The sequence below is a fragment of the Thermoactinomyces sp. CICC 10522 genome (assembly GCF_016055075.1).
In the GTDB taxonomy this organism is placed as follows: domain Bacteria; phylum Bacillota; class Bacilli; order Thermoactinomycetales; family Thermoactinomycetaceae; genus Thermoactinomyces_A; species Thermoactinomyces_A daqus.
Genome location: NZ_JAECVY010000003.1, coordinates 272,336 through 297,569 on the forward strand (window position 1 = coordinate 272,336; position 25,234 = coordinate 297,569).

The 25,234-nt window shown below is 50.7% G+C and carries 26 protein-coding genes; 11 read left to right on the top strand and 15 right to left on the bottom strand.

What is annotated here, in order from left to right:
* Window position 1: 1 nt before the first annotated feature.
* Genes I8U18_RS07585 through I8U18_RS07625 form a run of 9 tightly spaced genes read right to left on the bottom strand, consistent with a single transcriptional unit; the run spans window position 2 to window position 6,482 of the window.
* A complete protein-coding gene (locus tag I8U18_RS07585; protein WP_033100855.1) occupies window positions 2-739 on the bottom strand; it encodes a 3-hydroxyacyl-CoA dehydrogenase family protein in 738 nt (245 codons plus the stop codon).
* Window positions 729-1,604, bottom strand: a complete 876-nt coding sequence (locus I8U18_RS07590; protein WP_232330853.1) for a 3-hydroxyacyl-CoA dehydrogenase family protein — start codon at window positions 1,602-1,604, stop codon at window positions 729-731. The genes I8U18_RS07585 and I8U18_RS07590 overlap by 11 nt, the downstream gene beginning before the upstream one ends.
* Window positions 1,588-1,905, bottom strand: coding sequence for an EthD family reductase (locus I8U18_RS07595; protein WP_033100853.1), 318 nt, complete (start codon window positions 1,903-1,905; stop codon window positions 1,588-1,590). The genes I8U18_RS07590 and I8U18_RS07595 overlap by 17 nt, the downstream gene beginning before the upstream one ends.
* A 42-nt stretch (window positions 1,906-1,947) precedes the next feature.
* Window positions 1,948-3,270, bottom strand: a complete 1,323-nt coding sequence (locus tag I8U18_RS07600) for a phenylacetate--CoA ligase family protein (protein WP_198055495.1) — start codon at window positions 3,268-3,270, stop codon at window positions 1,948-1,950.
* Window positions 3,271-3,284: 14 nt separating this feature from the next.
* Window positions 3,285-3,743 (bottom strand): 1,2-phenylacetyl-CoA epoxidase subunit PaaD, encoded by a 459-nt coding sequence (gene paaD / locus I8U18_RS07605; RefSeq protein ID WP_198055496.1) that lies wholly within the window; start codon window positions 3,741-3,743, stop codon window positions 3,285-3,287.
* A gap of 21 nt (window positions 3,744-3,764) precedes the next feature.
* Window positions 3,765-4,559, bottom strand: coding sequence for a 1,2-phenylacetyl-CoA epoxidase subunit PaaC (paaC, locus tag I8U18_RS07610; protein WP_052154154.1), 795 nt, complete (start codon window positions 4,557-4,559; stop codon window positions 3,765-3,767).
* A 6-nt stretch (window positions 4,560-4,565) separates the two neighbouring features.
* Window positions 4,566-4,946 (bottom strand): phenylacetic acid degradation protein, encoded by a 381-nt coding sequence (locus I8U18_RS07615; RefSeq protein ID WP_198055497.1) that lies wholly within the window; start codon window positions 4,944-4,946, stop codon window positions 4,566-4,568.
* 12 nt (window positions 4,947-4,958) lie between these two features.
* Window positions 4,959-5,888, bottom strand: coding sequence for a 1,2-phenylacetyl-CoA epoxidase subunit PaaA (gene paaA / locus I8U18_RS07620; RefSeq protein WP_033100850.1), 930 nt, complete (start codon window positions 5,886-5,888; stop codon window positions 4,959-4,961).
* 18 nt (window positions 5,889-5,906) lie between these two features.
* The gene (locus I8U18_RS07625) at window positions 5,907-6,482 is read right to left on the bottom strand and encodes a TetR/AcrR family transcriptional regulator (protein ID WP_232336327.1); all 576 of its coding nucleotides are present in this window, start codon (window positions 6,480-6,482) and stop codon (window positions 5,907-5,909) included.
* Between the two features lie 379 nt (window positions 6,483-6,861).
* On the opposite strand from I8U18_RS07625, the gene I8U18_RS07630 reads away from it, so the two are divergent.
* Entirely contained in the window at window positions 6,862-7,056 is a 195-nt protein-coding gene (locus I8U18_RS07630; protein ID WP_033100849.1) for a hypothetical protein, read from the top strand.
* A 280-nt stretch (window positions 7,057-7,336) separates the two neighbouring features.
* The gene (locus I8U18_RS07635) at window positions 7,337-8,218 is read left to right on the top strand and encodes a hypothetical protein (protein WP_198064648.1); all 882 of its coding nucleotides are present in this window, start codon (window positions 7,337-7,339) and stop codon (window positions 8,216-8,218) included.
* 62 nt (window positions 8,219-8,280) lie between these two features.
* Here the strand turns inward: I8U18_RS07635 and lplA are convergent, their stop codons facing one another.
* On the bottom strand, window positions 8,281-9,273 hold the full coding sequence (gene lplA, locus I8U18_RS07640) for a lipoate--protein ligase (protein WP_033100847.1): 993 nt from the start codon (window positions 9,271-9,273) through the stop codon (window positions 8,281-8,283).
* Window positions 9,274-9,473: 200 nt separating this feature from the next.
* Here lplA and recQ point away from each other — a divergent pair, with 200 nt between their 5' ends.
* Window positions 9,474-11,624 carry a DNA helicase RecQ gene (gene recQ / locus I8U18_RS07645; RefSeq protein WP_198064649.1) on the top strand — a complete coding sequence of 717 codons (2,151 nt, stop codon included), beginning with the start codon at window positions 9,474-9,476 and terminating at the stop codon, window positions 11,622-11,624.
* Window positions 11,625-11,630: 6 nt separating this feature from the next.
* Here the strand turns inward: recQ and I8U18_RS07650 are convergent, their stop codons facing one another.
* Window positions 11,631-12,575: an MBL fold metallo-hydrolase gene (locus tag I8U18_RS07650; RefSeq protein WP_198055500.1), complete on the bottom strand. Its 945-nt coding sequence runs from the start codon at window positions 12,573-12,575 to the stop codon at window positions 11,631-11,633.
* 248 nt (window positions 12,576-12,823) lie between these two features.
* On the opposite strand from I8U18_RS07650, the gene I8U18_RS07655 reads away from it, so the two are divergent.
* Window positions 12,824-13,663, top strand: coding sequence for a Cof-type HAD-IIB family hydrolase (locus tag I8U18_RS07655; RefSeq protein ID WP_033100845.1), 840 nt, complete (start codon window positions 12,824-12,826; stop codon window positions 13,661-13,663).
* The gene (gene rnz, locus I8U18_RS07660; RefSeq protein ID WP_033100844.1) at window positions 13,660-14,604 is read left to right on the top strand and encodes a ribonuclease Z; all 945 of its coding nucleotides are present in this window, start codon (window positions 13,660-13,662) and stop codon (window positions 14,602-14,604) included. Before I8U18_RS07655 ends, rnz begins: the two co-directional genes overlap by 4 nt.
* A 5-nt stretch (window positions 14,605-14,609) precedes the next feature.
* Here rnz and I8U18_RS07665 read toward each other — a convergent pair whose 3' ends face one another.
* Complete coding sequence (locus tag I8U18_RS07665; RefSeq protein ID WP_081943813.1) at window positions 14,610-15,806, bottom strand: MFS transporter; 1,197 nt, start codon at window positions 15,804-15,806, stop codon at window positions 14,610-14,612.
* Window positions 15,807-15,900: 94 nt separating this feature from the next.
* Between I8U18_RS07665 and I8U18_RS07670 the strand changes: the two genes are divergently transcribed.
* The 4 genes from I8U18_RS07670 to I8U18_RS07685 all read left to right on the top strand — a co-directional run bounded on the left by I8U18_RS07670 (window position 15,901) and on the right by I8U18_RS07685 (window position 18,131).
* Complete coding sequence (locus I8U18_RS07670; protein WP_198064650.1) at window positions 15,901-16,707, top strand: mechanosensitive ion channel family protein; 807 nt, start codon at window positions 15,901-15,903, stop codon at window positions 16,705-16,707.
* A 68-nt stretch (window positions 16,708-16,775) separates the two neighbouring features.
* Complete coding sequence (locus I8U18_RS07675) at window positions 16,776-16,958, top strand: YhzD family protein (RefSeq protein WP_232330858.1); 183 nt, start codon at window positions 16,776-16,778, stop codon at window positions 16,956-16,958.
* Window positions 16,959-17,282: 324 nt separating this feature from the next.
* Window positions 17,283-17,504: a hypothetical protein gene (locus tag I8U18_RS07680; protein ID WP_033100840.1), complete on the top strand. Its 222-nt coding sequence runs from the start codon at window positions 17,283-17,285 to the stop codon at window positions 17,502-17,504.
* 105 nt (window positions 17,505-17,609) lie between these two features.
* Entirely contained in the window at window positions 17,610-18,131 is a 522-nt protein-coding gene (locus I8U18_RS07685; protein WP_152568533.1) for a Fic/DOC family protein, read from the top strand.
* A 96-nt stretch (window positions 18,132-18,227) separates the two neighbouring features.
* Here I8U18_RS07685 and I8U18_RS07690 read toward each other — a convergent pair whose 3' ends face one another.
* Window positions 18,228-20,141 carry a heavy metal translocating P-type ATPase gene (locus tag I8U18_RS07690; RefSeq protein WP_198064651.1) on the bottom strand — a complete coding sequence of 638 codons (1,914 nt, stop codon included), beginning with the start codon at window positions 20,139-20,141 and terminating at the stop codon, window positions 18,228-18,230.
* A 571-nt stretch (window positions 20,142-20,712) separates the two neighbouring features.
* On the opposite strand from I8U18_RS07690, the gene I8U18_RS07695 reads away from it, so the two are divergent.
* Both I8U18_RS07695 and I8U18_RS18195 read left to right on the top strand, forming a co-directional pair.
* Window positions 20,713-21,669 carry a trypsin-like serine peptidase gene (locus I8U18_RS07695; protein WP_033100837.1) on the top strand — a complete coding sequence of 319 codons (957 nt, stop codon included), beginning with the start codon at window positions 20,713-20,715 and terminating at the stop codon, window positions 21,667-21,669.
* A gap of 254 nt (window positions 21,670-21,923) precedes the next feature.
* Window positions 21,924-22,160 carry a carboxypeptidase-like regulatory domain-containing protein gene (locus tag I8U18_RS18195; protein WP_370589380.1) on the top strand — a complete coding sequence of 79 codons (237 nt, stop codon included), beginning with the start codon at window positions 21,924-21,926 and terminating at the stop codon, window positions 22,158-22,160.
* Between the two features lie 28 nt (window positions 22,161-22,188).
* Here I8U18_RS18195 and I8U18_RS07705 read toward each other — a convergent pair whose 3' ends face one another.
* Entirely contained in the window at window positions 22,189-24,255 is a 2,067-nt protein-coding gene (locus tag I8U18_RS07705) for a thioredoxin domain-containing protein (RefSeq protein ID WP_198064653.1), read from the bottom strand.
* Window positions 24,256-24,618: 363 nt separating this feature from the next.
* Window positions 24,619-25,026 (bottom strand): sporulation protein, encoded by a 408-nt coding sequence (locus I8U18_RS07710; RefSeq protein WP_198064654.1) that lies wholly within the window; start codon window positions 25,024-25,026, stop codon window positions 24,619-24,621.
* Window positions 25,027-25,234: the final 208 nt, after the last annotated feature.

The following is a 25,234-nucleotide window of genomic DNA, read 5'->3' on the forward strand; positions in this document are numbered from 1 at the left end:
TTCACCCTCCCAGCTTGGCATCCTGATAGTGATAAAAACCTCTTCCTGCCGCAATCCCCACATAACCAGCATAGATCATCTTCTTCAGCAACGGTGCAGGACGGTAGCGATCGTCGCCCCATTCGCGCTGCATTCCCTCCAACACGGCGGCAATTTGCTCAATTCCGACCCGATCCGCCCATTCCAAAGGGCCAAAAGGAAAGTTGGTTCCCTTTTTCATGGCCGTATCGATCTCTTCTTTGCTGGAAATCCCTTCACTCAAGGCAAAAGCAGCTTCATTAACCAGGAGCGAAAGAATCCGCGGGAAGACCAGGCCGGGTTGATCACCGACCCGCTCCACCTGTTTGCCCCAGGACTCCGCCAGCCGAAGATGTTGATCCCAACCTTTTACCTCTTCCGCTTGCAGAGGGCAGGCGACTTCCAGCACGGGAAACTGCTCCAGTCCGAGAGGTGAGAAGCCGACGACCCGTTCCGGCACGGACAGCCAGGAAGCGATTTCGGTCGCCGTTCGGTGGAGCGTCGAGGTGTAGATCGGCGTTTGCGGCGAAATCCGCGCTTCGGCCAGCTGCAACTGCTGCCTCTTTTGCCCGTCCACTCCCGGGTTCACATCCACAACCGCACAAACATCGTGATCCGCCAGTTGTTCCAGCGTCAGAGGCGCAAAGCCGCGTTCCCGCAAAAAACGGCAAACCGCGGTGAACAAGCTTCCTTTTCCCAAGACCGCTATATTACGACTCATACGAATAGTGCCCCTTTCCGGTTTTGCGCCCCAGCGCTCCGCTCTCCACCATTCGCTGCTGGACAAAATGCGGGCGGAAGCGGGGATCGTGAAAATATCCTTCGTAAACGGAAACGGAAGCGGCATAATTGATGTCGATGCCGATCAAATCCTGAAGCTCAAACGGGCCCATTTTAAATCCGGCCGAACGGATGATGCGATCCACCTGCGCTTTACCGGCCGTTCCTTCCTGCACGATCCGGTACGCTTCCGTATGAAACGGCCGGGCCACGCGATTGACCAGAAATCCCGGCACATCCTTCACTTTGACCGGTTCTTTTCCCAGCGTCCTGATCCATTCGCTCACGGCTTCCACCAACGCGGGCGATGTGGCCATGCCGGCGACCACTTCCACCAAGGCCATCCGCGGCACGGGATTGAAGAAATGAAGACCGAGCACCCGCTCCGGCCGGGTCGTTTTGGCGGCAATTCCCGTAATCGACAGAGAAGAAGTATTGGAGGCCAGAATCGTATCCGGGGAGGTGCATGCATCCAGATCCTTGAAGACCTCCTGCTTCACCGCGAGATTTTCGACAACGGCCTCAATCACGAGATCCACCTGATCCAGATTGTTGATGGCCGGTACATAACGAATCCGCCCGAGGATCTCCTCCCGCTCACGCGCGGCCATCTTCCCCTTCTCCACTCGTCGGAGCAAGCGCTTGTCCATCTTTTGCAGGGCATCATTAAAGAGGTCTTGCGACAGTTCCACCACCTGAACCGAAAATCCGTTTCCGGCCAGAACTTCGACAATCCCCATTCCCATCGTCCCGGCCCCGATCACGGCCGGCCGCTGAATCCGCAGACCTTCACTTTTCATTGCCATCCAGCTCTTCACCGATCATCATCGTGACCAATTTGCCGGCAAACGACATCACATCTTTGGCGGCCGCTTTTCCTTCCGGCGATCCCATCGCCCGCATCAGGGTTTCCTTATCGTCAAAAAACATTTCCGCTTTGAGGTAAAAAGGAGCCTCCGTTCCCATCGGGGTCTCACTGAAACGGGTAACCGTCACTTTTTTCAGCCCCGGCATTTTGCCCGCAAGCGGAAGATGGATATTGAAATAGTGGTCATCAAACGCTTGTTTATCCTCCGGCTGTTTGTACAAGGCAACCAATTTCACCATGGATCTCATCCTCCCCTTATTTTTGCGTAATGCAATCAGTGCTTATGAACCGGCTGTCATGCGGCGGTCGATGATGCGAACCGCTTTTCCTTCGCTGCGCGGAATGGATTTTGGCGCATGGATTTTTACGAGTATACTAAGCCCCAGCAGATCCTTGATCTCGGACGCAAGCTCTTTTGTCAGCGCTTTTAATTTTTCGTGAGCGGCATTTCGTCCAAGCTGCTGCCACACAGCTTCCGTCACTTCCACCTCAACAGTCAGCTCGTCCAGCCTTCCTCTCTTTTCAATGATCAATTGATAATGCGGGGCAAGGTGGGACTTCCTCATGAGCACGGGTTCAATTTCCATCGGATAAACATTGACTCCGCGGATAATCAGCATATCGTCAATGCGCCCTTTTACCCGGGACATCCGCGCATGGGTCCGGCCGCAGCGGCACGGTTCCCGCACGACTACCGCCAAATCCCCGGTACGGTAGCGCAGAAGCGGAATCGCTTCCTTGGTCAGGCTGGTGAACACCAGCTCGCCGATCTCCCCGTCCGGCTTTCTCTCTCCCGTTTCCGGATCAATCACCTCCACCAGAAAATGATCTTCGGCGATATGCAAACCATCTTTTGCTTGCCAGCATTCAATCGCCACTCCCGGGCCGGTCAGTTCGGACAGGCCGTAAATATCGACGGCATGAATGCCCCATAAGTCTTCCAGTTTTTCACGCATCGCCTCCGACCACGGCTCCGCTCCGAAAATTCCGTATTCGAGCGAAGTTTCCCGGGGATCTTCTCCCATTTCCGCCAATGTCTCGCCCAGACTGAGGATGAAAGAAGGAGTGCCCGCAATTCCCCGGGGTTTGAGGTCGCAAATCATGCTTAACTGCCGCAGGCGATTGCCGCCCGAAGCCGGGATCACGGTTTGCCCCAGTCGTTCCGCACCTTGATGCAGCCCCAGTCCTCCCGTAAACAATCCGTAGCCATACGCATTATGAAAAATGTCTCCCTCTTTCCCGCCGGCAGCGACGATCGCCCTGGCACAGACATCGGCCCAACTTTGCAGATCTCGCCTCGTATACCCGACAACCGTCGGTTTTCCCTTTGTCCCGGATGAAGCGTGGAGCCGTTTCACTTCCTCCATTCCGACCGCGAATAAACCCGCCGGGTAATGGTCACGCAAATCCTTTTTGGTGGTAAACGGCAACCGGGGCAAATCGTCCAGCCCGCGAAAACAATCAGGTGAAAGTTTGCGCTCATCCAGCTGCTTCCGGTAAAACGGCACATGATGATAAACCCTGGTCACGATCTCACGCAAACGCTTCTCCTGTAACCGTTCCAGTTCGGTCCGCTCCATTGCCTCAAATTCGGATTGAAACATCTCCCTCACCCCCGTCACACCTTTTTCATCCCTTCAAACGGCTGATGACAGCGTTTGCAATAATAGATGGCACGGCAGGCGGTAGGTCCGAACAGATTGATCACGTCGGCACCGGCCTGTCCACAATAGGGGCAAGGCGGGGGCTCAGCAGGGCCTTCCACAGGCGGGGCGATCCCGAACTGCTTCAGTTTCTGCTTACCCTCATCCGTAATCCGGTCACTCGTCCACGGCGGGTCAAAGAGAAACGTCACTTGCACTTCGCGCACTATTCCGCCTTTCAAGAGCCGCTGTTCCACCTGCTTGCGAATGAGATCAAGCGCCGGGCATCCGACAAAGGTCGGCAGCATTTCCACCTCGACGGTCCCATCGCTTACCTTCACCCGGTTAACCATCCCCATATCGACAACGCTCACCGTCGGAATCTCCGGGTCCGTCACTTCTTTCAGCGCATCCCAAACTTCCGTCTCCGTCACGCTCTCCCCTCCCTTGCAGCCTCACCATCTCGCGTTGGAGTCGATGGCATACACTTCACAGAGCGTGTCCAGCAGGGGCTGCAGGTCGGAACTGTGTTCACCCCTTCGGCCGCTTCTGGAGGAAGAGGGGATTTCTCCCGGCCATTCGAATCCGATTGATAAGAGCGCATCACGTACCTGCTCTTCCCAGCGGCGGCGAACTTCACTGCCGGAGAGAGAAATGATGCCAAATTCCAACAATTCTTTTTCATAAGGGCCAAAATCGAATAAATCCCCAAGATCCGGCCACACTTTCAGCAGCGCCTCTTCCATCCTCTCCCTTGCTTGTCCGCCGGCACTTCCCAAGCGGGAAAACAACGTCTTCATATGCAACAAATGATAGTACTCTTCCCGCCGGATTTTTTGTGTGCCCTGCCTGAGGGGAGCATAGCTGGAACTTTCCATCGACTGCAGCCTCAGATCATCAAACAGGTCATAAAAATAGTGACGCAGAATCGAGTAAGCCCAATCCCCGTTCGGCCGCTCCAGGAGAATCGCGTTACGGCGCAAGTGCTGATCGCGGCTGAACGCCAGCCGGTCGGGATCCCCCTCCCCCAGTTGATGAAGCAGGTCAAAATAAAAGACGGCATGTCCCACTTCATCCTGAGCAATCGAACTGAACGCCACATCCCCTTCAATATCCGGGCAAAGCCCAAGCCATTCGGAATCACGATGCCCGAGCGTCAATTCATCATCTGCCAGACAGGCAAGCCAGTATTTCAGGGCCGTTTCAAACTTTTGCCCGTCCGTTATCCTTGTGTCCTGTTCCATTTTCATCCGCTTTCACCCCCGTTCTGCCCTTCTTTCCCGTTTACTTTCCTGGTTTCTCCCTTCGACATAAGCCACGATCTCTTCCAGGGTAATCGCCTTCTCTTTGAACATCCGCCACAAGCGGCCATTCTCTGTATAACCGGCGACCTCGCGATATTTGCGATCCATTTCCCTGCTCAAAAAACCGGACTCACCGGTCGCTTCGGTCACTTGTTTACTTGGAACCACCCAGATGCTGACCGCCGGATCCCGGCGCATAAAATTCTCGCGCGCCAGAATCAGTGCAACATCGGGCGAAGGAGCCAGCAAACTTCCCACATGGACTTGAGGTTCTTGATGCGAGCGCCGGAGAAAAACTTCATACTCTTCATACTGCCAAGTTTTTCCAGTCATTATCTGCCCTCCTTATCCCGCCGGCAAATGGGATCTGGCCATCGCTTCTCTCACCCAGCGCTGTTCCTCGTGTGCGGATCGCCTCAGCTCCATTCTTTCCCTGGATTTCGGCCCCCGGTTCTCCCGGACAATCCGGCCGAACTTGTCCCAATCCGGTTCAGAGTAAACCCATGCCTTCCGTTCACGATCATAGCGGAGCTGTTCATCGGGAATGGTGAGGCCAAGCGATTGAATCCGCGGAACGTATTTGTCCAAAAATTTCTGACGAAGCTCCTCGTTCGTTTTCGTGCGTATCCGGTAATACAACATGCGTTCGGCTGCCGGGGTCACCTCTTTGGGCCCGAAGAAAAAGAGCAATGATTCCCACCAGTAATTGAGTGCTTCTTGTAGCATTTGCCGTTGCTGTTTCGTTCCCATCGCCAATGCCAGAATAATATTTTCACCGTGCTGCATGTGAAAGCTCTCCTCGGCACAAATCCGCTTCAACACACGGGCATAAGGCGCATAAGAAGTTTCCAGCAACGCCGCCTGGTTGATGATCGCGGCTCCGTCGACAAGCCACCCGATCACCCCGGCATCCGCCCAGGTACGCGCTTCCATATGAAAAACATTATGAAATTTCACTTTCCCTGTATAAATGTCTGCTATGAGATCTTCACGCGTTTTGCCCAAGGGCGCAGCCAAATCTTCCACCACGCGCAGGAGCAACTGGCCATGCCCCATTTCATCCTGGACTTTGGCCATGATGGCCAGTTTACGCCGCAGCGTCGGCGCTTTTGGCACCCATTCCTTTTCCGGATACGCCCCCATGATCTCGCTCACCGCATGCATATGGATCAGTTTGATCAACAGCTTTCTGTATTCATCCGGCATCCAGTCGGTCGCTTCCACCTTCCCGCCGCGGCGGATGCGCTCCACGAACTCCTCGGTCCGGTGATCCATCCTTTTTCTCCCCCTTTTTTACGCCTGAAAGCCGATGAGAATCATCTCCACAAACCGGTCGGCAACCTCATCCGCCTTCAGTTTCCCTCCCGGGCGATACCATTGGTAAGTCCAGTTGGCCACCGACAATACGAGCAGACGGGCCAATTTTTCATCCAATTGCTTAAATTCCCCGGACTTGATCCCCTCTTCCAAAATGGCTGCCCACAAGCGCTCATAACTATCGCGCTTTTTTCGAATTTGCTCATACCGGTCACCGGTCAGCGCTTTCCATTCATGAAAAAACACGGTGGCTGCTTCCAGATTTGCCTCGATCACATGCATATGCGCCTTGACCGCTTCCCGCAGTTTTTGCGAGGCAGTCTTCCCGCTCTTCACAATCGGCTCAAGGGAGCCCAAAAACGCTTCCGCCCCCCGGTCTGTAATCTCAAACAGCAAATCTTCCTTGGTATTGATATGAGCGTATAAACTGCCTGACAGAATTCCGCAGGCCTCAGAAATATCGCGAATGGTAGTGCCATGATACCCTTTTTGGCTGAAAAGCCGGCAGGCAATGGCTAAAATCTCTTCTCTCCGTCCAACTCTGGCCATCATCCAATTCCTTTCTCCAACTTCTGCAAAGACAATCTCAAAAACAAGCGCTTGTTTGTTTTTATCTTAATAGAATTTTCGAATATTTGTCAAGGCTACTTTTATATCTTTCATAAATGCTATTTTATTTGAATAAGAAAAAAGCATCTCCTCCCAGCCAACCCGAAGATGAAAGCCTCAGCAAATTCAGATCTTCATGCTTTTTTCGCTGAATAAGCAGATGACCATCCTGAGGATGCTCTTCCCTGACACATTCAGTATGCGGTTAATTCCCGCAGCAAATCCCCATCCTTTCACGTTTCGTTAACAGGAAAACGAATGTAAATATCAAAATATAACAGTAATTACAACATTAGCCGGCAAACGGAAGGTGGGCTGAGACGTGTTTTTCAGGCGGAAGCAGTCAGAGTTGGTGGAAGATGCTTTTATCTCATTTCATTTCTGGTTAACCATAGAGGAAATTGAGCAATTGGAGGCGATTGCCCGGCAACATCAATTGGACCCGGCCGCGGTGGTACAGCGAATTGTCAAGGATACCCTGAAAGAATGGAGAGAACATCCAAGCGAGGAAAATTAGATTAATAAATTTGCATTTTGCATGAATATTAAGTCAAATGATTCCAAAATTCAGAAGATAAAAGCAAGCGCTTGGTCAAATAACCAAGCGCTTTTTTCTGTGCCCCTCTGACATAAGTAACAGAAACTAATTTTATAATTATATGAAAACATTCACCTAAATTACTTTTATTATGTTACTATTAATATACAGAACTGTTTTCGAGGAGCGTGTAATCCCGGATTTCACCCAGAAGGCTGTTCGGTTTTGTCATCATTTTCAGAGAAAGGATGACACCGCTATGTTACACCCTTCCAATCAACATGATGAACTGCTTCACCGGCTTAAACAACATCCCCGCTTTCACCAGATTCTGTATAACAAGGCGTTTGTCAACAAAAAGATTCAAGTGACCGAATGGACATGCTGCCGTCATTTTGACGATCAACTGGACAAAGAGACACTGATTCGGCAGATTTCCAGGCAAAAAGCTCGAAGCGGGCGGATTCCGGGCCAATTGCCGAAAGATTTGCAAATCGTCCTTGATTTTCACGCTTTCCGCCGCTGGAATGAACGGATCAGCCCATGCACGGACATACATCTTTTGCGCTCAAGAATGATTCAACTGTTACATCTGGGCCGGGTTCAACTTTCACCCAAAGGCTGGGGCCTGATTGACCAGGATATCCTGTTCGGCTACAAGATCAGCGATCGATCTTTAATCATCCAAACCTTTATCGGACGCATTTCACTCATTCCCGCACTCGCCAACTACAAAGCCGTACTCCGCTTTAATGCTTCACAAAACGATCGCCTCAACCTATACATCCCCGCCAACCTGTTAAAACGTCAACATTTGCCGCTTCTCCCGCGGGAGGTTGTCAAATTTGCCGGAACGCGCAATCAATATCAGTTGGAGGAATACCGATATCGCCGGAAAGACAGTTCTCTCGGTTCAATATTTGCATTGACAGTCAACCAAGGGACGCAGGTTTCCCTCATCCTCATCGACCCGCTGCAACCCCCGAAACAAAAGTTGTACCGCAGCGTTCTCTACTTATTGCTGTTGAAAGGATACCAGGATTTTGTTTTGGAGCATATTCTGATATACAAAGCAGCGAAACTGCAAAAACTGCTGGCCAAACAGGATGCTCCCTCTTCTTTGTTAAAGAGAATCATTTGATCACGGAAGAAAAGCTCGTACAACGCGGTACGAGCTTTTCCCTTTGCTTCAACCCGCTTCGTTCAGTAAAGCAGATCGATAAACTGTTCCTTCGTAATATCCCCGAAATAATGCTTCACATCCAGACCGGAAAGGGCCGCTTCGATCTCGTCGCGATCATACCGTTTTCCGATGAGGCGTTTCTCGATATCGGCAACGTCGCCGATCCCAAAAAAGTCCCCGTAAATCTTGCAGTTTTTAATGATCCCTTTTTCCCCCACATCCAGACGTACATCGATCGAGCCGATGGGGAACCGCTTGCTTCTCATCACATTAAACTCGGGAGACTCCCCGAAGTTCCAATCCCAATTTTTATAACGTTCGTCTGCGATCCTGTGAATTTCCCGCCAATCAGCTTCAGACAACACATATTCGGGAATCGGATCCTGCCCGGCGAAAATGCGGGACAACAGATAAGAGCGAAACTGCAAAATCGTCATCGGCTGTCTGAGAAAGTCAGTAATATTGGCGACGCGGCTGCGCACCGATTTAATCCCTTTTGACTCTATTTTATCCTTTTTGACCTGGAGCGCCTTTTCCACGCGATCCAGGTTGACATCAAACATCAGCGTTCCATGGCTGAACATGCGTCCCCGGCTGGAAAATTGTGCATTCCCCGATATTTTCCGGCCTTCGATCAGGATATCATTCCGGCCGCTCAATTCCGCATCCAATCCCAATTCCCGCAATGCCCGGATCACAGGATCAGTGAACTTGCGGAAATTGGCAAAGCTTTTGCCATCGTCCTTGGTGATGAAGCTGAAGTTCAAATTCCCCAGATCATGGTAGACCGCTCCACCGCCGGACAGACGTCGCACCACATGGATGCCGTGTTCCCGCACATAATCGACATGAATCTCTTCAACGGTGTTCTGGTGTTTGCCGATAATAATCGATGGTTCGTTTATATAAAAGAGCAGGTACGTATTTTCGATATCCAAATGTTTCAAAGCGTATTCCTCGATCGCGAGATTGATTCGCGGATCGGTTACATTTTGATTGTCAATAAAAAGCATGGTTCTTCACACCTTCTTTCCAATCGTCAGGCGCTTTGATTTGCATTTCGCAGATTATCCACATACCTCATTCATTCTAAATAAATTTATTACCCTTGTCACTCTTTGCCGACAGAAGCAAATTCCTGCCTGCCAAGCCCCCTGCCATTGTGTACAATAGATTACAGTCAAGTTTCATGGACTTTGGGGGGTGAATCGCTTTGTCACTTGAGCAAGCGGAACTGCTCCTGCAAAAATACTTCGGTTATCCCACATTTCGCAGCGGACAAAAAAAGATCATCGAAAGCATCCTGGCCGGGCACAACACGATGGGCATCATGCCGACCGGTGGCGGCAAATCAATTTGCTACCAGATTCCCGCGTTGATGTTTCCGGGTATCACCCTTGTGGTTTCCCCCTTGATCTCTCTGATGAAGGATCAAGTTGACGGACTGAAAGAGCTGGGAATCCCGGCCACTTACATAAACAGCTCCCTGAGCGCGGAGCAAATCGACCAACGTATCATCCGGCTGAAACAGGGGAAATACAAGCTGCTCTATCTCGCTCCCGAGCGTCTCGATTCCCACCGTTTCCAGACGATTTTTGAAAGCTTGCCCATTTACTTTGTCACCATTGATGAGGCTCACTGCATCTCTCAGTGGGGGCACGATTTCCGTCCAAGCTACCGCTCCATGGCGGACATGATCCTGAAGCTGCCGCGACGCCCGATTATTGCCGCTCTCACAGCGACCGCGACGAGCGACGTACGTGAGGATATTGCCAGCCTGATGAAAATTCCGCCTTCCCATATATTTTCAACCAAATTGCGGCGGGAAAACCTTTCTTTTTATGTTAGAAATGAAGAGAACAGAAGCGAATTCATCCAAAACTATTTGCGGCAAAATGAGGGAAAAACGGGGATCATCTACTGTGCCACACGAAAAGAAACCGACCAGCTTCACGCCTTGCTCGCCGGAGCCGGTTTTTCTGTGGCCAAATACCACGGAGGAATGAGTGAAGAAGAACGAAACCGCGCCCAAGAGCAGTTTTCCTATGACCAGATCCAGACCATCATCGCCACCAATGCTTTTGGGATGGGCATCGACAAATCCAATGTGCGCTTTGTCATCCATTACAACATGCCCCGGAATTTGGAGTGCTACTATCAGGAAGCCGGACGGGCCGGACGGGACGGTGAGAAAAGCGAATGCATCCTCCTTTTCTCTCCGCAGGACATCCCGACCCAGCGCTACCTGATCACGCACAGCGACATGACGCCGGAGCGTAAAACCTATGAGCTGAACAAACTGCAAAAGATGATCAACTACTGCCATGCCGGAGGATGCCTGCAAAAAGAGATCGTCTCCTATTTTGGCGAAAAAGAGACGACCGCCTGCGGCACGTGCGGAAATTGTCGGAATCAGGCGGGGGACTTGAGCGATATCACCATTGAGGCGCAAAAAATCTTCTCCTGTATCAAGCGAATGCAGGAACGTTTCGGACTCACCATCATCTCCAAAGTGTTGCGCGGTTCCAAAAGCAAACGCGTTATGGAGTGGGATCTCCACAAGCTGTCCACCTACGGGATCCTGAGTGAATACACGGAGAAGGAAATCCTCGGCTTATGCAAGCGGTTGGCAGCGGAAGGGTATATCTCCCTCGCTTACGAAGGCGGAATGTCCTTTCCCATCGCCAAACTGACTAACAAAGCGATTGAAGTCCTGAAAGGAATGAGACCGGTCAGAATCCGCCTGGATCATGATCAATCGCTCCATTCCGAACCGAAACGTTCCCACGGGTTGTTTGAAGAACTGCGCCAGCTTCGCAAAACACTGTCCGAACAGGAACAGTTGCCGCCTTATATGATTTTCGGCGACAGCACATTAAAAGAAATGTGCCGCCGCCTGCCGCTGACGGAAGAGGCGATGCGGTCGATCAGCGGTGTCGGGGAGAGGAAATACAAAAAATATGGTCTCGCTTTTCTTGAAGCGATCCGTCAATATGCGCAAAAACATAATCTCTCTCCGGAAACGGATCCGGCCGCCTCTGCCTCCTCTGACAAAGAGCCGAGCCACCTGGTCACCTATCACTTGTATGTGCAGGGAAAAACGATTGATGAAATCGCCGCGGAAAGAGGGCTTGTCCGCAGCACCGTCGAAGATCATCTGCTCCGGGCCGGACTGGAAGGAATGGATCTTTCCTGGGACGACTTTATTCCCCCGCGCTGGGAAAAGCTGATCATGCAAAAAATCGCGGAACTGGGTGCGCATAAACTGCGTCCGATCAAAGACGCCCTGCCGCCAGAAGTCGACTACATGGCCATAAAAGCAGCCATCGCCAAAAGGGAGCTTCTCTCCCCGACGGCAAAATGACCCGGATCAGCGGACGGCTTTGCTCAAACAAAAAACTTCTCCCTGTTCCTGCCAGACAATCCGTTCCGCTTCCTCCCCTGCTGCTTCCTTCAGGCGCCGGATCGGTTCATCGACCGGCTCATAGGAGAGGACAAATGTATTCCAGTGGATCGGAGCCAGCCATTTTGCTCCGATCTCTTTAAACATTTGCCAAGCTTGCTCCGGCGTACAGTGCGCCCACTGAAACGAATCGGGGAAATAAGCGCCGATCGGCATCAGGGCCAGGTCGATCTCCCCCTTTTCCTTCAGCTTGGACAGATTCGGGGTATAGGCGGTATCACCGGGATAAAAAATCCGTTGTTCCCTCTTTTCAAGCAAATACCCCGTGTATCCGTAACTCTTATTCCACGGAAAACGGTTCCCCCAGTGCTTGACCGGAACCGCCGTGATGGTGAGTCCCCATTCGCGAAAATCGATGCTTTCCTCTCCTCCCAGCTCGAAAACCTCGGAAAAAGGCATCTTTTTCAATAAATGTCCGGTTCCTGACGCCGTAACCACCTTGGTGCCGGAATGAGCCAATTTTTTCAAGCTCGGGAAATCAAAATGATCCATATGGGCATGAGACAACAGAATCAGATCGACATGTCCCAACTCCTCAATGGACAAAGCCGGTCCCGTATGCCGTTTGGGACCGATCGTCCAGTCCCGGATCCCCAGATGGACGCCGACGCGCCGCCCCAAAACGGGATCGGTCAGAATCTTGGTGCCATACAGATTAATCAGCACCGTCGAATGGCCGACCCAGCCAACAGTAACGTCTTCATCGCTCCAGCACTTTGGCTTAAGGAAGTTGGCCGGCTCCTTGAAGAGAGGTTTTGGCATCCGGGAAAAATGCCTGAAAACCGAAACCAAAACAACGATGACAAGGAATATGAATAACAAGCCGATGATAAAAAGGCTGTCCATAATCATAAATGCTTGTCTTCTCCTTCTGTGAATGTTTATTGCAGGTCAGATCGTGGTATCCCCTTATCTTTCCGGTTCCTCCATGACCCTCCCGAGTTGGCTTAAACTGTCTCATCTCCGGATTGTTCAATATTTTCCATGTATGGATGAAAAAGAATCTTCCCTCTGTCATCCGGGATCATGAAAAATGAAACACTTTGTGGTACGCTATGGGAGATACCGGTGGAACAAAAGACATAGAAAGAGTGTATAGCATGATTCGATTATTTGTCAGCGATCTGGACAACACCTTACTTAACCATGAAAAGCGCGTTACGGAAGCCGATCAGGCCGCCCTGCGGACATTGGAGCGCGAAGGGGTGATCCTCTGCCTCGCATCAGGCCGCATGGATAAAGAACTGACGCGCATCGCGGGAGAAATCGGCATCAATGCCCACCGCATCAGTCAAAACGGCGCTTTTCTCTATACGACGGAAAATGAAAAGCTCAGTTCCGCCGTGTTTCCCGGTGAACTCGCGCGTCAACTGTACCAGGAGGCACTCCCGTTCGGACTTTCTTGTTTCATCAATCAGGAAAACGACATGCTCGTGAAGGCCAAAACCCCGGAGATCCGGGCGATTGAACAACGCATGAAGATGCCGGTGAAAGAAGATCCGCATGTGCCGGAACAAATCGGTCACTCGATCCTTCCAAGCAAACTCTGTTTTTTTGGTGATCTCGAAACCATCAAAAAACTGGAACAACACATTAACACCAAATACCGCGGACAATTGGACACCTTTATTTCCGACAAAGATTGCATCGATTTCATGCCGTACGGGATTTCCAAAGGTGCTGCCATTGAAAAATTAATCGACAGGTTGGGCCTGAAAGCTGAGGAAGTCGCTTGCATCGGTGACTCCTTTAACGATATCTCCATGCTCCGGATGACTCCGCACAGCTTTGCCATGGCTGGTGCCGACCCGGCTGTGCAAAAAGAAGCGGCTCATATCGTGCATTCCGTAGCCGAAGCAGCCAGGTGGGTCCTGGACTTTAACCGGAACAGACAGGCGACCGAAAGCGGTCTTGATGAAGAAAGGATGCAAAAGGGATGATCTTCTATTTCCTCGGTACCGGCGCGGGGGTTCCTTCCAGAATGCGCAACGTTTCTTCCCTCGCCCTGGTCATGCCGGAATACGGAGGACAAACCTGGCTGTTTGACTGCGGAGAGGCAACCCAGCATCAAATACTTGTTTCACCTGTAAAGCTGAGTAAGGTAAGCCACATCTGGATCACCCACCTGCACGGGGACCATCTCTACGGCTTGCCTGGAGTCCTGGGAAGCCGTTCCTTTCAGGGAGCGGAAACACCGCTGACCGTATACGGCCCCCCGGGATTGGCCGAATTCATTGAAATCTCTCTGAAAACGAGCCGGACATTCCTCCGCTATCCGCTGAAGGTGGAGGAAATCGCCGACGGCAGCCGGTTTACGGAAGGAGCGTTCTCCATTCTGGTCAAGAAATTGGATCACGGCATCCCGTCATTCGGCTTTCGGCTGATGGAAAAAGAACAGCCCGGGCGGCTCGATGCCAAGCGCCTCAAGGAAATCGGCGTTCCACCCGGTCCTGTTTACAAAGAATTGAAAGAAGGAAAAACGGTTTTGCTCCCGGACGGGCGGCACATCGACGGCAAAGAGTTCCTGTCTCCGCCAGTACCGGGAAGAATCATCGCCATCCTCGGTGATACCCGCGTCACAAAGACCGCATTCGAACTCGCAGGCAATGCAGATATACTCATCCATGAATCGACCTACCGGGCCGGACAGGAAGAGTTGGCTTTTTCTTTCTTTCATTCAACCTGCACCCAGGCGGCGGAAGTGGCCAAACAATCCGGAGCAAAACGTCTCATTCTAAATCATATCAGTTCCCGCTTTCAAGAGGAAGATTGTGCCGAATTGCTCGAAGAAGCCAGAAGCGTCTTTCCGCAAACGCTGCTCGCCCATGACGGCTTCGAATATGAATTGCCGGTGCGCGAAGTTAAACAGAAACAGACGTAATCGTTCTAGACTGCTTTCTTCCGAACGATTTCCTCCTGCTTATGCGTGACGGGATACAGCAGCGCCAACAGAACAAAAACCAAAAGCGAACTGCCGATAAACCAAAACAACGCCGGACTCCCGAACCACTCGATCAGATAACCGCCCAGATAGGGGCCGAGGATGCTGCCGACACTGAAATGCATGGCGGCAATCGCATTGGCTGCCGGCAAATCGTCGGCAGCCAAAAGATCCGTGGCATAAGCAAGGCCGAGGGAAAACAGAGAACCGACGAAGCCTCCGATCAATGTAAAAGCGATGAACAGATAGATAACATTTGAAAGCAACAGAGGAATCAGAAACATCCCGAGCGAACCCAAACAGCAGGTCGCGATCAGGATTCGTTTACGGCCGATCCGGTCTCCCAGCGTTCCGAGCGGTACCTGCAACAGCAAGCTCCCCCAGACGAAGGCGGAGATCAGGATGGAGATCCATCCTTTGGAGAGACCTTCTTTCAAACCGATCACCGGGAAGTTTCCCGACAGCGCCGTTTCCAGAAAACCGTATAAAACGGGAGGACACAGCGCAACCAGACCCGTCAGATAAATTCGCCGCAATTGCGCCCCGTTCCGCTGCCTTTTCCCGGAAGCAACCTCTGCCGACTCCGGCAGGCTTCCATTATCGAGACGCAGCGACAAGCAAAGAGAGATGCCCAAAACGGCCAGGACAGCCAAAAACGGCATAAACTTTCCAAAAACAAGCAAATTCATGCCGAGAGGGCCGATGCCAAAACCGAGCCCATAGGCAAAACCGTACTGGGAAATCCGTTTTCCCCTTTGTACGGCAGGAGCGGTTGTCGTAATCCACAGCTGGGTCGCATAATGCAATAAGCTGTCACCTGCTCCGACAACAAGACGCAGGAAACTCCAAATCCAGACATTGGACGAGAGAGGAAACAGAATGGTCGCTCCACCCACTGTGCACAAACCAAACAAAATTGTCCATTTCAATCCTTTCCGCTTCACCACCCTTGCCCCAAACGGCGAAGCGATGAGCATTCCGATATAAAGAGCTGCTGCGCTCAAACCGTTGACGGCCGGATTTATTCCCTGCTCGTCAAGTAAAGTGGTAAGGAGCGGAATGAGCAATCCCTGGGTCATCCCGGCAACACAGACGATCAGCACCAATATGCGAAACCGTGCAATCGACCACCGTTCGACCATCGATTCAGCACCTCCCTTTTTCTGCAATCAAAATATCATGAAGAGGATTATAGACCGTTCAATCCGAATGCGCAACAAGGAGGAGAACTTTTTTATGCCTGATTTATCCAAATGGATTCACATCGATTTCACCAAAATCTTCGATTCCCTGCTCGCAAGCATCTTCATTATTGTCATCTCACTGATCGCTCTTTCCGTCATCCGCAAAATCATCATTCGCCTGACCAATCAGAGCAAGCGGCTGAACAAAGGAACGCAGCAGCGCCTGAAAACGATACAAAGCTTGTTGATCAACGTATCCACCTATGTAATCTTTTTTATTGCCGCGGTTACCGTACTCAAAGAATTCGGCATTGATATCTCTGCCATTTTGGCCAGTGCCGGCGTCCTGGGCCTGGCGATCGGCTTTGGGGCCAAAGATTTGGTCGCCGACATCGTTACCGGATTTTTTATGCTGATGGAAGATCAGGTTCATGTCGGCGAGGAAATTACCGTGAACGGATATTCCGGCACTGTGGAGCATGTCGGTCTGCGCGTGCTGAAACTGCGTGACAGTGACGGGGACCTTCACTTTGTCCTCAACCGGGATGTAAAATCGCTCACCAACCATTCACGCGGGTTTAAACAGGCGCAGGTCGATCTCCCCATCCCGGCAGATGCGGACCTCGACCGGGCCATTTCCGTTCTGGAACAGGAATGCAACCGCCTCAAACAGCAGATGGCTGGCATTATAAACGGCCCGACAGTGCTGGGGGTGGAAACGATCAGCACTACTGAAGCGATGATTCGTGTCGTCGCCCAAACCGAAAATGAGAAGAAAAGCGAAGTCGAGCGGGAAATGAGAAAAGATCTGAAAAAAGCGCTTGATCAGGCGCAGATCAAACTGAATGCTTCACTTTGACATGCTATAATAAATTTGATTTGCCACACAACTCACACAAAAGATGAGGTGAGCCAGTCGTGTACCATATGACCGTTTATGATGAAAAGGGAGAAGTGTTATTCGACGAAGCACTCAAGGCGAAAACGGACGAAGAAGCCAAAAAGGAAGGCTATGCTTGGCTGACGAAACACGGCCACGTGACCAAACCTCACCGCATTTTCCATACAACAGGGAGATTGGTCGCGTTTAAATCCCATCAGTTGAAGTAATATGTTCATCATCGCCGATTGCGCGCAGTTCAGGAAGATCTGCAAAACTGTTGACAACGCCAGAGGAGGGCATGGGTGTTTTTCAGCAGTGGCTTTTGCGACAGTAGAAACGGGAGCAAGGAAAAACACCCGGCCCCGGCAGTCCTTGGTTTCGTAACTTTGTCAACAAGCTGGCAGATCCGAAGATCTGTGCCTTTTTTTTGCATCGTGTTTCCGGGTATAAGAGACATCCCCTCCCACCTATAATAGGAACGTGCCGTAAACGGGGCGGCTGAACATTGTTGGTCCCCGGCCGCAAATGATAAAATAGAGGTGAACCTCAAAATGGAAAGGATGCCAACTCAAATGGGCGTTGCCAACCAAATCACCGACTCTCCCAAGCAGATATCGCCAAAAGCGAAGTTCCGGGGGGCCGTTGGGACACTGAAACATGAAGGCGTTCATCTGAGCAAACCTGAACAAGAACTACTCCTCGCTTACTGCGAAGGGCGAATCTCCGAAGAAGAATATGACCGCAAGGCACTGGAGCTTGCACTGAAAGGATAGTACCAGAGATTGAAGGAATCTCCTTACTTTTATCCCGGTACAACGATCTTGAAAAATAAACGAGGCCTGCGTGATCAGAAGAAACTCGCTGTCTGGGAGAGATTGATGACTTCCAAACGCCTGGTGCAGTTGATGGAGTCACCGATCCTCGGCCATTTTGATCTACTCCATCTGCAACGGATCCATTGGTATCTCTTTCAAGATGTGTACGAGTGGGCAGGTCAACTCCGGACGGAAACGATCTCAAAACCTCCGACCGTTTTTTGTTTGCCTTATTTCCTTCGTCCCCAAGCAGAACGAATCTTTGCCGAACTCCGGTCCGAGAGGTATCTGACTGGACTGGATGCCGAAAGTTTCTCCGACCGGGCCGCCTATTATCTCGCGGAGATCAACATGCTTCACCCTTTTCGCGAGGGAAACGGACGGGCTCAGCGGGAGTTCATTCGCTGTCTGGGTTTGAATACAGGCTATGAGATTGACTGGTATGCGCTTGACGCCGATGCCATGTTGGAAGCAATGATTGAATCAGCACACCGGTCGCGGGCTAAATTGGTCCGCATGATTCAGATAAGTCTGGCAAATGAAAAACCAAATGCCGAACTGATCCGCTTTTACCGCCGAAATTGATAACCATCACAACCAACGTTTTTTCTTTAAAAGTTTTGAAGACAGCAAAAAGGGAGAAACGCCGGATTCGGTCAGCTTCTCCCTTTTCATTGTAGTTCACTTCAACAAACGCAGTCCATTTAAAATAACCAAAATCGTACTTCCTTCATGCCCCACCACGCCAAACGGCAGATTCATCCACTGGATGAAATTAGCCGCCACCAGCAGACCGATCACCGATAAAGCAAAGATCACGTTTTGCTTTACGACGCGGTTCAGCTTTTTCGCCATCCTGATCAAATACGGGATTTTCAAGAGATCGTCTTTCATCAGGATGACATCGGCCGTTTCCAGAGCCAAATCCGTCCCTTCTCCTCCCATGGCAAATCCGGTTCCCGCACGGGCGAGGGCAGGAGCATCATTGACACCGTCCCCTACCATCGCCACCTCACCGTATGTCTCTTTTAGCTCCTCGACCAACCGCACTTTTTCTTCCGGCAGCAGATCGGCAAAGACGAGATCAACTCCCGCTTCTTCGGCGATCGCTTCTGCGGTTTTCCTTTGATCGCCGGTTAACATGGCCACGAGAATCCCCTGCTTTTTCAATTCGCGCACCATCTCTGCCGCTTCCGGCCGAATCTGATCGCGCAGCGCGAAGCAACCGGCTATCTCCCCGTCCTTTGCCGCCAAAATAACGGTTTTCCCCTCATCCTCCCATTTTCGGACGATTTCGCCGACCTCCCGGTTTTGCTCGGAAAATGCACGCGGTTTCCCGATAAACCAACGGCTTCCTTTATACTCCGCTTCAATTCCTTTCCCGGGATGCGCCGTTAAGGATTCCACTTTTTCCGGTTTCACTCCGTTGGCCGCTGCATATTCCGCAAACGCCCGGGCGATCGGATGCTCGGACAACCCTTCAATCGAGGCGACAGCCTGAAGCAGTTCCGTTTCCGACCATTCTCCGAAAGGCCGTATATCCGTCACTTGCGGACGTCCTGCCGTCAAGGTGCCCGTTTTATCAAAAGCGATCACCTTCAAGCCGGCCAGGTTGGTCAGTTGCTTCCCGCTTTTGATCAGGATTCCTTGCCGCGCGCCGTTTGAAATCGCCGCCAGCAGAGCAGGCAAAATGGAGGCGACCAAGGCGCAGGGAGATGCGACGACCAGAAAAATCATCGCACGGTATAAGCTCTCTTTCCACGACCAGTCAAAAAAAACAGGGGGCAAAAGCATCAGCAAACCAGTCAGCAGCAATACCGCCTTCACATAGATTTTTTCGATTCGCTCAATCTTCGTTTGCACAGGCGGCACTTCCGAACGCGCCTGTTCAATCAGCCGGACCATCCGGGCGACCACACTCTGATCCCCCGCCCTCGTCACTTCAATGATCAGGGAACCTTCCCCATTGGTCGTCCCAGCATACACTTCGCTGCCTTCCTTTTTCTCTGCCGGCATCGCTTCGCCGGTAATCGCCGCTTCATGTACCGATGACACTCCTTTTCTGATCATCCCGTCCGCCGCGATCCGTTCACCGGGTTTCACCAGAATCAGATCCCCTTGTTTCAATTGACCTGCCGGCACCAGGTGTTCTTCGCCATCCTCCGTCCATAAGCGGGCCTGTTCCGGTTTCAGTTTGATCAGCGAAGACAGATCCCCTTCGCTTTTGGCCAAGGTATAGCTCTCCAAGGCACCGCTGACCGCAAAAATAAAGATGAGCATGCCGCCTTCCAGCCAATAGCCGATTGCCGCTGCTCCGATCGCGGCCACAAACATGAGCAGATTTACATCAAGTTCTCTCTCCCGGATCAGGGTGACGGCCCCCTCTTTTGCTTTGGCAAATCCTCCGATCACATAAGCAGCGATGAACAACGCAAGCGCCAGCCCCAATCTCTCTTTTTGCATCCACCAGGCCACGAACAGCAAAACACCGCAAATTACGGCAGCCATCATCTCCATATGTCGTTTCCAATCCCAATTATGAAGCCAAGTGAAGACTGTTGCATGCCGTTTATCCGGCAAGACCTCCATTTGCATATTCGCCACACCGCCTTTTGAGAATAATGATCATTTTTATTTACCTTAAAACAAGCGATGCGACCCCGCTTGCCGGAGCCGCACACATCCATTGAAAACGATTCTCGTTTTTGATTGATTGCAAATAAGTTTGTTCAGGTTAACATTTTTATAATAATTATAATATGATAATCATTAAAAGTAAATCCCCTCAGGAGGAGTTTTTCAAAACGGGCATCTATGTCGGAGATGAAAAAACTGGGAGAGGGGAGCGAACCATCTGATTGACCGGAAAGCTTTGCCCGGAGAAGCAAAAAGGCCGATAAATTTGTCCAAAAATAGAAATTTTCTTGCCCGTTTTCATCCATGCGTTCCGCAGCTTCGGGTTAAATCATTTGGATTTAACAGTATTTAATAAACGAAAAATAAACTAATTCATAAATAAAAAATAATTCAATGCAAATTCGTTTTTATTTCAACATGCAACTTTTCCGTTATTTTCTCCGTCTATACAAGAATGTCCAATTGTCCCTAATTTTGGTTTTATTTATAATATTCGGTGACAGTCATAAACTGGGAAGGAGATTTGCTCATGTCACACAAATTCAGCTTGCGACAAACGATCATGGCAACAGCGCTTCTGGGGTTAACCCTGCTTCCATTGACAAGCGTTCTTCCGATCCGACAAGCGTCTGCGGCCAATGACTCCCCCCATACCCCCGTCTCCAGTGACGGTTCTTACCGCACCGTGTTCGGTCAGCCTGATGATGTGATTCAGACGCAAAACGGAGCCTATGTAAAAGGACATCCGGGAACGAACAAACGCATCCATGAATTCGCCCCATCTTCTTCAAGAACATCGAACCAATCTGCCGGACACTTGGGAGAGGAATCTGTCATCGGACAGGATGAACGAACCGAAGTGCAGGATCCCTCCGTCTATCCTTACAGTGCCATCGTAAAAATTGAAAGCGATATCGGCGGCTGCACCGGTTGGCTGATCAGCCCGGATACGGTTGTGACCGCCGGACATTGTGTATATGATCCAAACAAACATAAATGGGCCAGTTTCGCCAATGTGTACCCCGGCCGAAACGGGAACGACCTTCCTTATGGCTCAGCCAAAGCCCGAACGTTCTATTCCGTGACCGGGTGGACGGAAGATGGAGACGGCTCCTACGATTATGGCGCGATCAAATTGAATTGGGATATCGGAGATTCAGCCGGTTGGTTCGGTTATCGCTGGAAAAGCGGTTCGCTGGACGGAACGCCCGAGAATCTTAGCGGTTATCCCGGCGATAAAGAATACGGCACGCAATGGGAAGACAGGGATCAGATTCGCAAATCCACAGCGTACAAACTCTATTATTCAAACGATACATATGGAGGACAAAGCGGTTCCCCGGTCTATCAGGAAAATTCCCGGGGATGCGGGGTATGCTCCATCGCGATCCATACCAATGGTGTTTACGGGTACAACGGATATAATAGCGGAACGAGGATCACCCAGGAAGTGTTTAATAACCTGAATCTATGGCGACAACAGTAAAAAGGGGCTTTCCGGCCTCCTGAATCGACACAGGAAGGATGTCCGCCAAGCGCTTTCTCATGTTGGCGGACACTTTTTGGCAAAAGGAGTTTGGGCCAACCATGACATTTTCCCGCTATTCATCAGCTTGTTACACTCTCTTTTTCCTTTTTCTTCTTCTCCTCCCCTTCTCCGCGTCCCTCTTTGCCAATGAGGGCAAAAGCACCATCAGCGGTCAAGTCACCGATCATCATGGCTTTCCCCTGGAGCATGTATTGGTCTTTCCGGAACCGGCCGGGAAAACAGCCGGACCGATCCCGGACATTGCAGTTTATACAGACCGAAACGGCTGTTTTGCATGGCACGTTCCTCCCGGCCGTTATCAATTCCGTTTCCAAAAAAACGGGTATCAGCCGACTTATATAATCGTCCAAACCGAAGCCTCTCAAAAGAAAAAGCTCCACATCAAGATGATCCCGGGAAGGGAACAGAAAAAAGCACAACCTTTTTGATCGGTTGTGCCCTTCATTGTCCCTTTTATTATTTGAGCGCTTCTTTCAATTCTTTTATCTCCCTGATCGGCGCCTGGCAAGCATAATTCTCGCAGATGTAAACGGCAGGCTTTTCCGCTTGCGCCGGCTCTTTCTCCTTCACATCGGGAATGAAAATTTTCATCGTCGTCGCCACATCTCCCCGCGGTTGCAGTGCAATCACCGCTTCCGGCAGATAAGCCCGCTGCACCATCCGAATCATTTCCTTCGTATCGACATCATTGGGACGTCCGGAAATGACGATCTCCTTGCTCGGCCCCTGGGCGAACATCATGGCAATCAAGAAAAAGGAATGGGAAATCGGCGAGGAATCAATCGCCTTGGCAAAAGCACGAAGTTGGCGATCCGCCTCCTTCAAAAGCTGCTCGTCCGAAGTCAATTTTCCCAGCCGGATCAAATTGTAAGCAGCCACCGAATTGCCCGAAGGTGTCGCTCCGTCATAAATCTCTTTGGGCCGGACCAAAAGCGTCTCCGCATCTTTTCCGTAAAAATAAAAACCGCCATTTTTCTCATCGCCAAACAGCTCGATCATCTTTTTGGTCAAATAAATGGCCCGTGTGAGATAGTTTGCCTGGAATGTCGTCTCATACAGCTCGATTAAACCCCAAATCAAAAAAGCATAGTCATCCAGATAACCGGGGTATTTCGCTTCTCCATCGCGAAAACGGGCAAGCAACCTGCCATCTTCCCGGGTCAGATTGTTAAAGATAAACTCCACCGCACGCACGGCCGCATCCGTATACTCCGTCTCTCCCAAAACCCGGCCGCCGCGGGCCAGTGCCGCAATCATCAGCCCGTTCCAGGAAGTGAGGATTTTATCATCTTTGTACGGATGAACCCGCTTCTCCCGGACGGCAAACAATTTTTCCCGCTGTTCGGCCAGCTTCCGGTTAAGCTCCTCCACAGACAAACCGCGTCGTTTTGCCATCTCCTCCAGGGAAACTCCAATCCGGTTCAAAATCGATGTACCGTGTTCAAAATTCCCTTCTTCCGTCACTCCGTACACTTCACAAAAGAACGCCCCTTCTTCCGGTCCGAGCACTTCCTGAATCTCCCCGGGAGTCCAGACATAAAATTTCCCTTCCACTCCCTCGGAATCCGCATCTTCCGCCGAGTAAAAACCGCCTTCCGGGGAAGTCATATCCCGCAGGACATAAGTAAAAATCTCGCTCGCCACTTCCGCATGGCTTTTCTCACCCGTCGCCTGGAACGCTTCTATGTAAGCGAGCGCCAAGAGCGCCTGATCGTACAGCATTTTTTCAAAATGGGGAACCAGCCATTCCCGGTCAACGGAATAGCGCGCAAATCCATAACCGAGATGATCAAAAATACCCCCTTTTCGCATCGCTGCAAGTGAAGACGTCACCATGCGCAACGCTTCATTTTCACCCGTCTGCCGCCAATACCGCAGCAAAAAGAGGAAATCGTGCGGCCGCGGAAATTTCGGGGCATCCCCGAATCCGCCATACACCTCGTCAAATTGACTGGCAAATTGTTCAAAAGCATAATCAAACAATTCCTTGCCCCACTCCCCTGCTTCATCGGGAGCAAGATAAGCTTGCACCGCCTCCGTGACCCGGCCGCTCATCTCATCGGCCCGCTTGCGCTCCGACTTCCAAAGCCGTGCCACCCGTTCAAGCAGCTCAATCAGGCCCGTCCGTCCGTACCGGCTCTCTTTCGGAAAGTAAGTGCCGGCAAAAAACGGCTTCTGCTCCGGCGTCATAATGATCGTCAGCGGCCAACCGCCATGTCCCGTCATCGCCTGGCACACCGTCATGTAGATGTGATCCACATCCGGACGCTCCTCACGATCCACCTTGATCGAAACAAAGTTTTCATTTAATACCTTCGCAACCTGTTCATCTTCAAAACTTTCGCGTTCCATCACATGGCACCAATGGCAAGTGCTGTAGCCGATCGAAAGAAAAATCGGTTTGTCTTCCAGTTTTGCCTTCTCAAATGCTTCCGGTCCCCATGGATACCAATCGACAGGATTATAGGCGTGTTGCAGAAGGTAAGGAGATTTTTCGTTGATTAATCGGTTGGCTTTTTTCACGGAAAGATCACTCCACTTTTCCAAACTCAGTTGGTTTATCTTACCATAAAGAAAAAGCGAGGCTCAACATGAAGGCTCGCTTTATGGTTTAATCAACTTCAAAGCTGCTGTCTGTCCACACCCCAATTCACTTCTCAGGAATATCTCCCAGTTGTATCGGCAATTGCGTTAATCGAAACAAGAGCACTCCCAGTTTAAATTCGGATTTAAATCGCCCTCGTTCTCATAAAACTTGATCCCATGCGGGATGATCGCCTTCAAACAAATCAGCAGACAGATAAAAGCTCATTTTTTCTTCATCTTCCTACTATTTAAAGCACGGATTGTTTGAAGGAAACTTATTTCAAGCAAGAGTGCTTCATACTAATTTCGTTCCTTTTGATCTGTTATGATATTCATCTTCGGACGATCTCCTATGTGAAAGAAAAGAGGTGTACCATCAGGATACTTACTTAACTCTTTTTGTAACCATTTCTCAACCTGTTCATTCTTTTCACTCTCAATATACTCAACATAAGCGCCGGCCCCGCCTTCCCTGCAAATGGCAAGCGGCCACTGCACCCGATCAAATCCATCCTTTGGTGGATAGCTCTTTAACGCTTCTTTGTTTCTGGCTCCTGCATTTTTACGATCCAACGTACAAGCAGCGGTCTTCGTTACTCTGAAAGCTTTTCGAAAGAACGATGCTCTTTCAGGAAATTGCTGATCTGAAATGAAAAAGGCTCGATCATCGACTTTTACGATATTGGTTTTCTTTGATTCTTCATGCATTGTACACCCTGCCAAAACAGTTAAGTCCGTATAATTGTGTAAAAATGGAAGCTGCGAAAAATAATTGAGCCATGGTGAAATTCCTCGGTTAGAATAGTAGTTGGCAAACATTCCCAAACAAGGAGGGTTTCACAATGGCTCAATACCAGATTACCGTAGATTCAGAGATTTTGCATCACCTGTTTTTGAAAGATTCAAAAGATGATGG

Excerpts from the sequence above, each read along its gene's own strand:
- I8U18_RS07585 (WP_033100855.1), bottom strand. The coding sequence starts at position 739 with ATGAGTCGTAATATAGCGGTCTTGGGAAAAGGAAGCTTGTTCACCGCG.
- I8U18_RS07590 (WP_232330853.1), bottom strand. The coding sequence starts at position 1,604 with ATGGCAATGAAAAGTGAAGGTCTGCGGATTCAGCGGCCGGCCGTGATC.
- I8U18_RS07595 (WP_033100853.1), bottom strand. The coding sequence starts at position 1,905 with ATGGTGAAATTGGTTGCCTTGTACAAACAGCCGGAGGATAAACAAGCG.
- I8U18_RS07600 (WP_198055495.1), bottom strand. The coding sequence starts at position 3,270 with ATGTTTCAATCCGAATTTGAGGCAATGGAGCGGACCGAACTGGAACGG.
- paaC (WP_052154154.1), bottom strand. The coding sequence starts at position 4,559 with ATGAAAATGGAACAGGACACAAGGATAACGGACGGGCAAAAGTTTGAA.
- I8U18_RS07615 (WP_198055497.1), bottom strand. The coding sequence starts at position 4,946 with ATGACTGGAAAAACTTGGCAGTATGAAGAGTATGAAGTTTTTCTCCGG.
- paaA (WP_033100850.1), bottom strand. The coding sequence starts at position 5,888 with ATGGATCACCGGACCGAGGAGTTCGTGGAGCGCATCCGCCGCGGCGGG.
- I8U18_RS07625 (WP_232336327.1), bottom strand. The coding sequence starts at position 6,482 with ATGATGGCCAGAGTTGGACGGAGAGAAGAGATTTTAGCCATTGCCTGC.
- I8U18_RS07635 (WP_198064648.1), top strand. The coding sequence starts at position 7,337 with ATGTTACACCCTTCCAATCAACATGATGAACTGCTTCACCGGCTTAAA.
- lplA (WP_033100847.1), bottom strand. The coding sequence starts at position 9,273 with ATGCTTTTTATTGACAATCAAAATGTAACCGATCCGCGAATCAATCTC.
- I8U18_RS07650 (WP_198055500.1), bottom strand. The coding sequence starts at position 12,575 with ATGATTATGGACAGCCTTTTTATCATCGGCTTGTTATTCATATTCCTT.
- I8U18_RS07655 (WP_033100845.1), top strand. The coding sequence starts at position 12,824 with ATGATTCGATTATTTGTCAGCGATCTGGACAACACCTTACTTAACCAT.
- rnz (WP_033100844.1), top strand. The coding sequence starts at position 13,660 with ATGATCTTCTATTTCCTCGGTACCGGCGCGGGGGTTCCTTCCAGAATG.
- I8U18_RS07665 (WP_081943813.1), bottom strand. The coding sequence starts at position 15,806 with ATGGTCGAACGGTGGTCGATTGCACGGTTTCGCATATTGGTGCTGATC.
- I8U18_RS07670 (WP_198064650.1), top strand. The coding sequence starts at position 15,901 with ATGCCTGATTTATCCAAATGGATTCACATCGATTTCACCAAAATCTTC.
- I8U18_RS07675 (WP_232330858.1), top strand. The coding sequence starts at position 16,776 with ATGACCGTTTATGATGAAAAGGGAGAAGTGTTATTCGACGAAGCACTC.
- I8U18_RS07680 (WP_033100840.1), top strand. The coding sequence starts at position 17,283 with ATGGAAAGGATGCCAACTCAAATGGGCGTTGCCAACCAAATCACCGAC.
- I8U18_RS07685 (WP_152568533.1), top strand. The coding sequence starts at position 17,610 with ATGACTTCCAAACGCCTGGTGCAGTTGATGGAGTCACCGATCCTCGGC.
- I8U18_RS07690 (WP_198064651.1), bottom strand. The coding sequence starts at position 20,141 with ATGCAAATGGAGGTCTTGCCGGATAAACGGCATGCAACAGTCTTCACT.
- I8U18_RS07695 (WP_033100837.1), top strand. The coding sequence starts at position 20,713 with ATGTCACACAAATTCAGCTTGCGACAAACGATCATGGCAACAGCGCTT.
- I8U18_RS07710 (WP_198064654.1), bottom strand. The coding sequence starts at position 25,026 with ATGCATGAAGAATCAAAGAAAACCAATATCGTAAAAGTCGATGATCGA.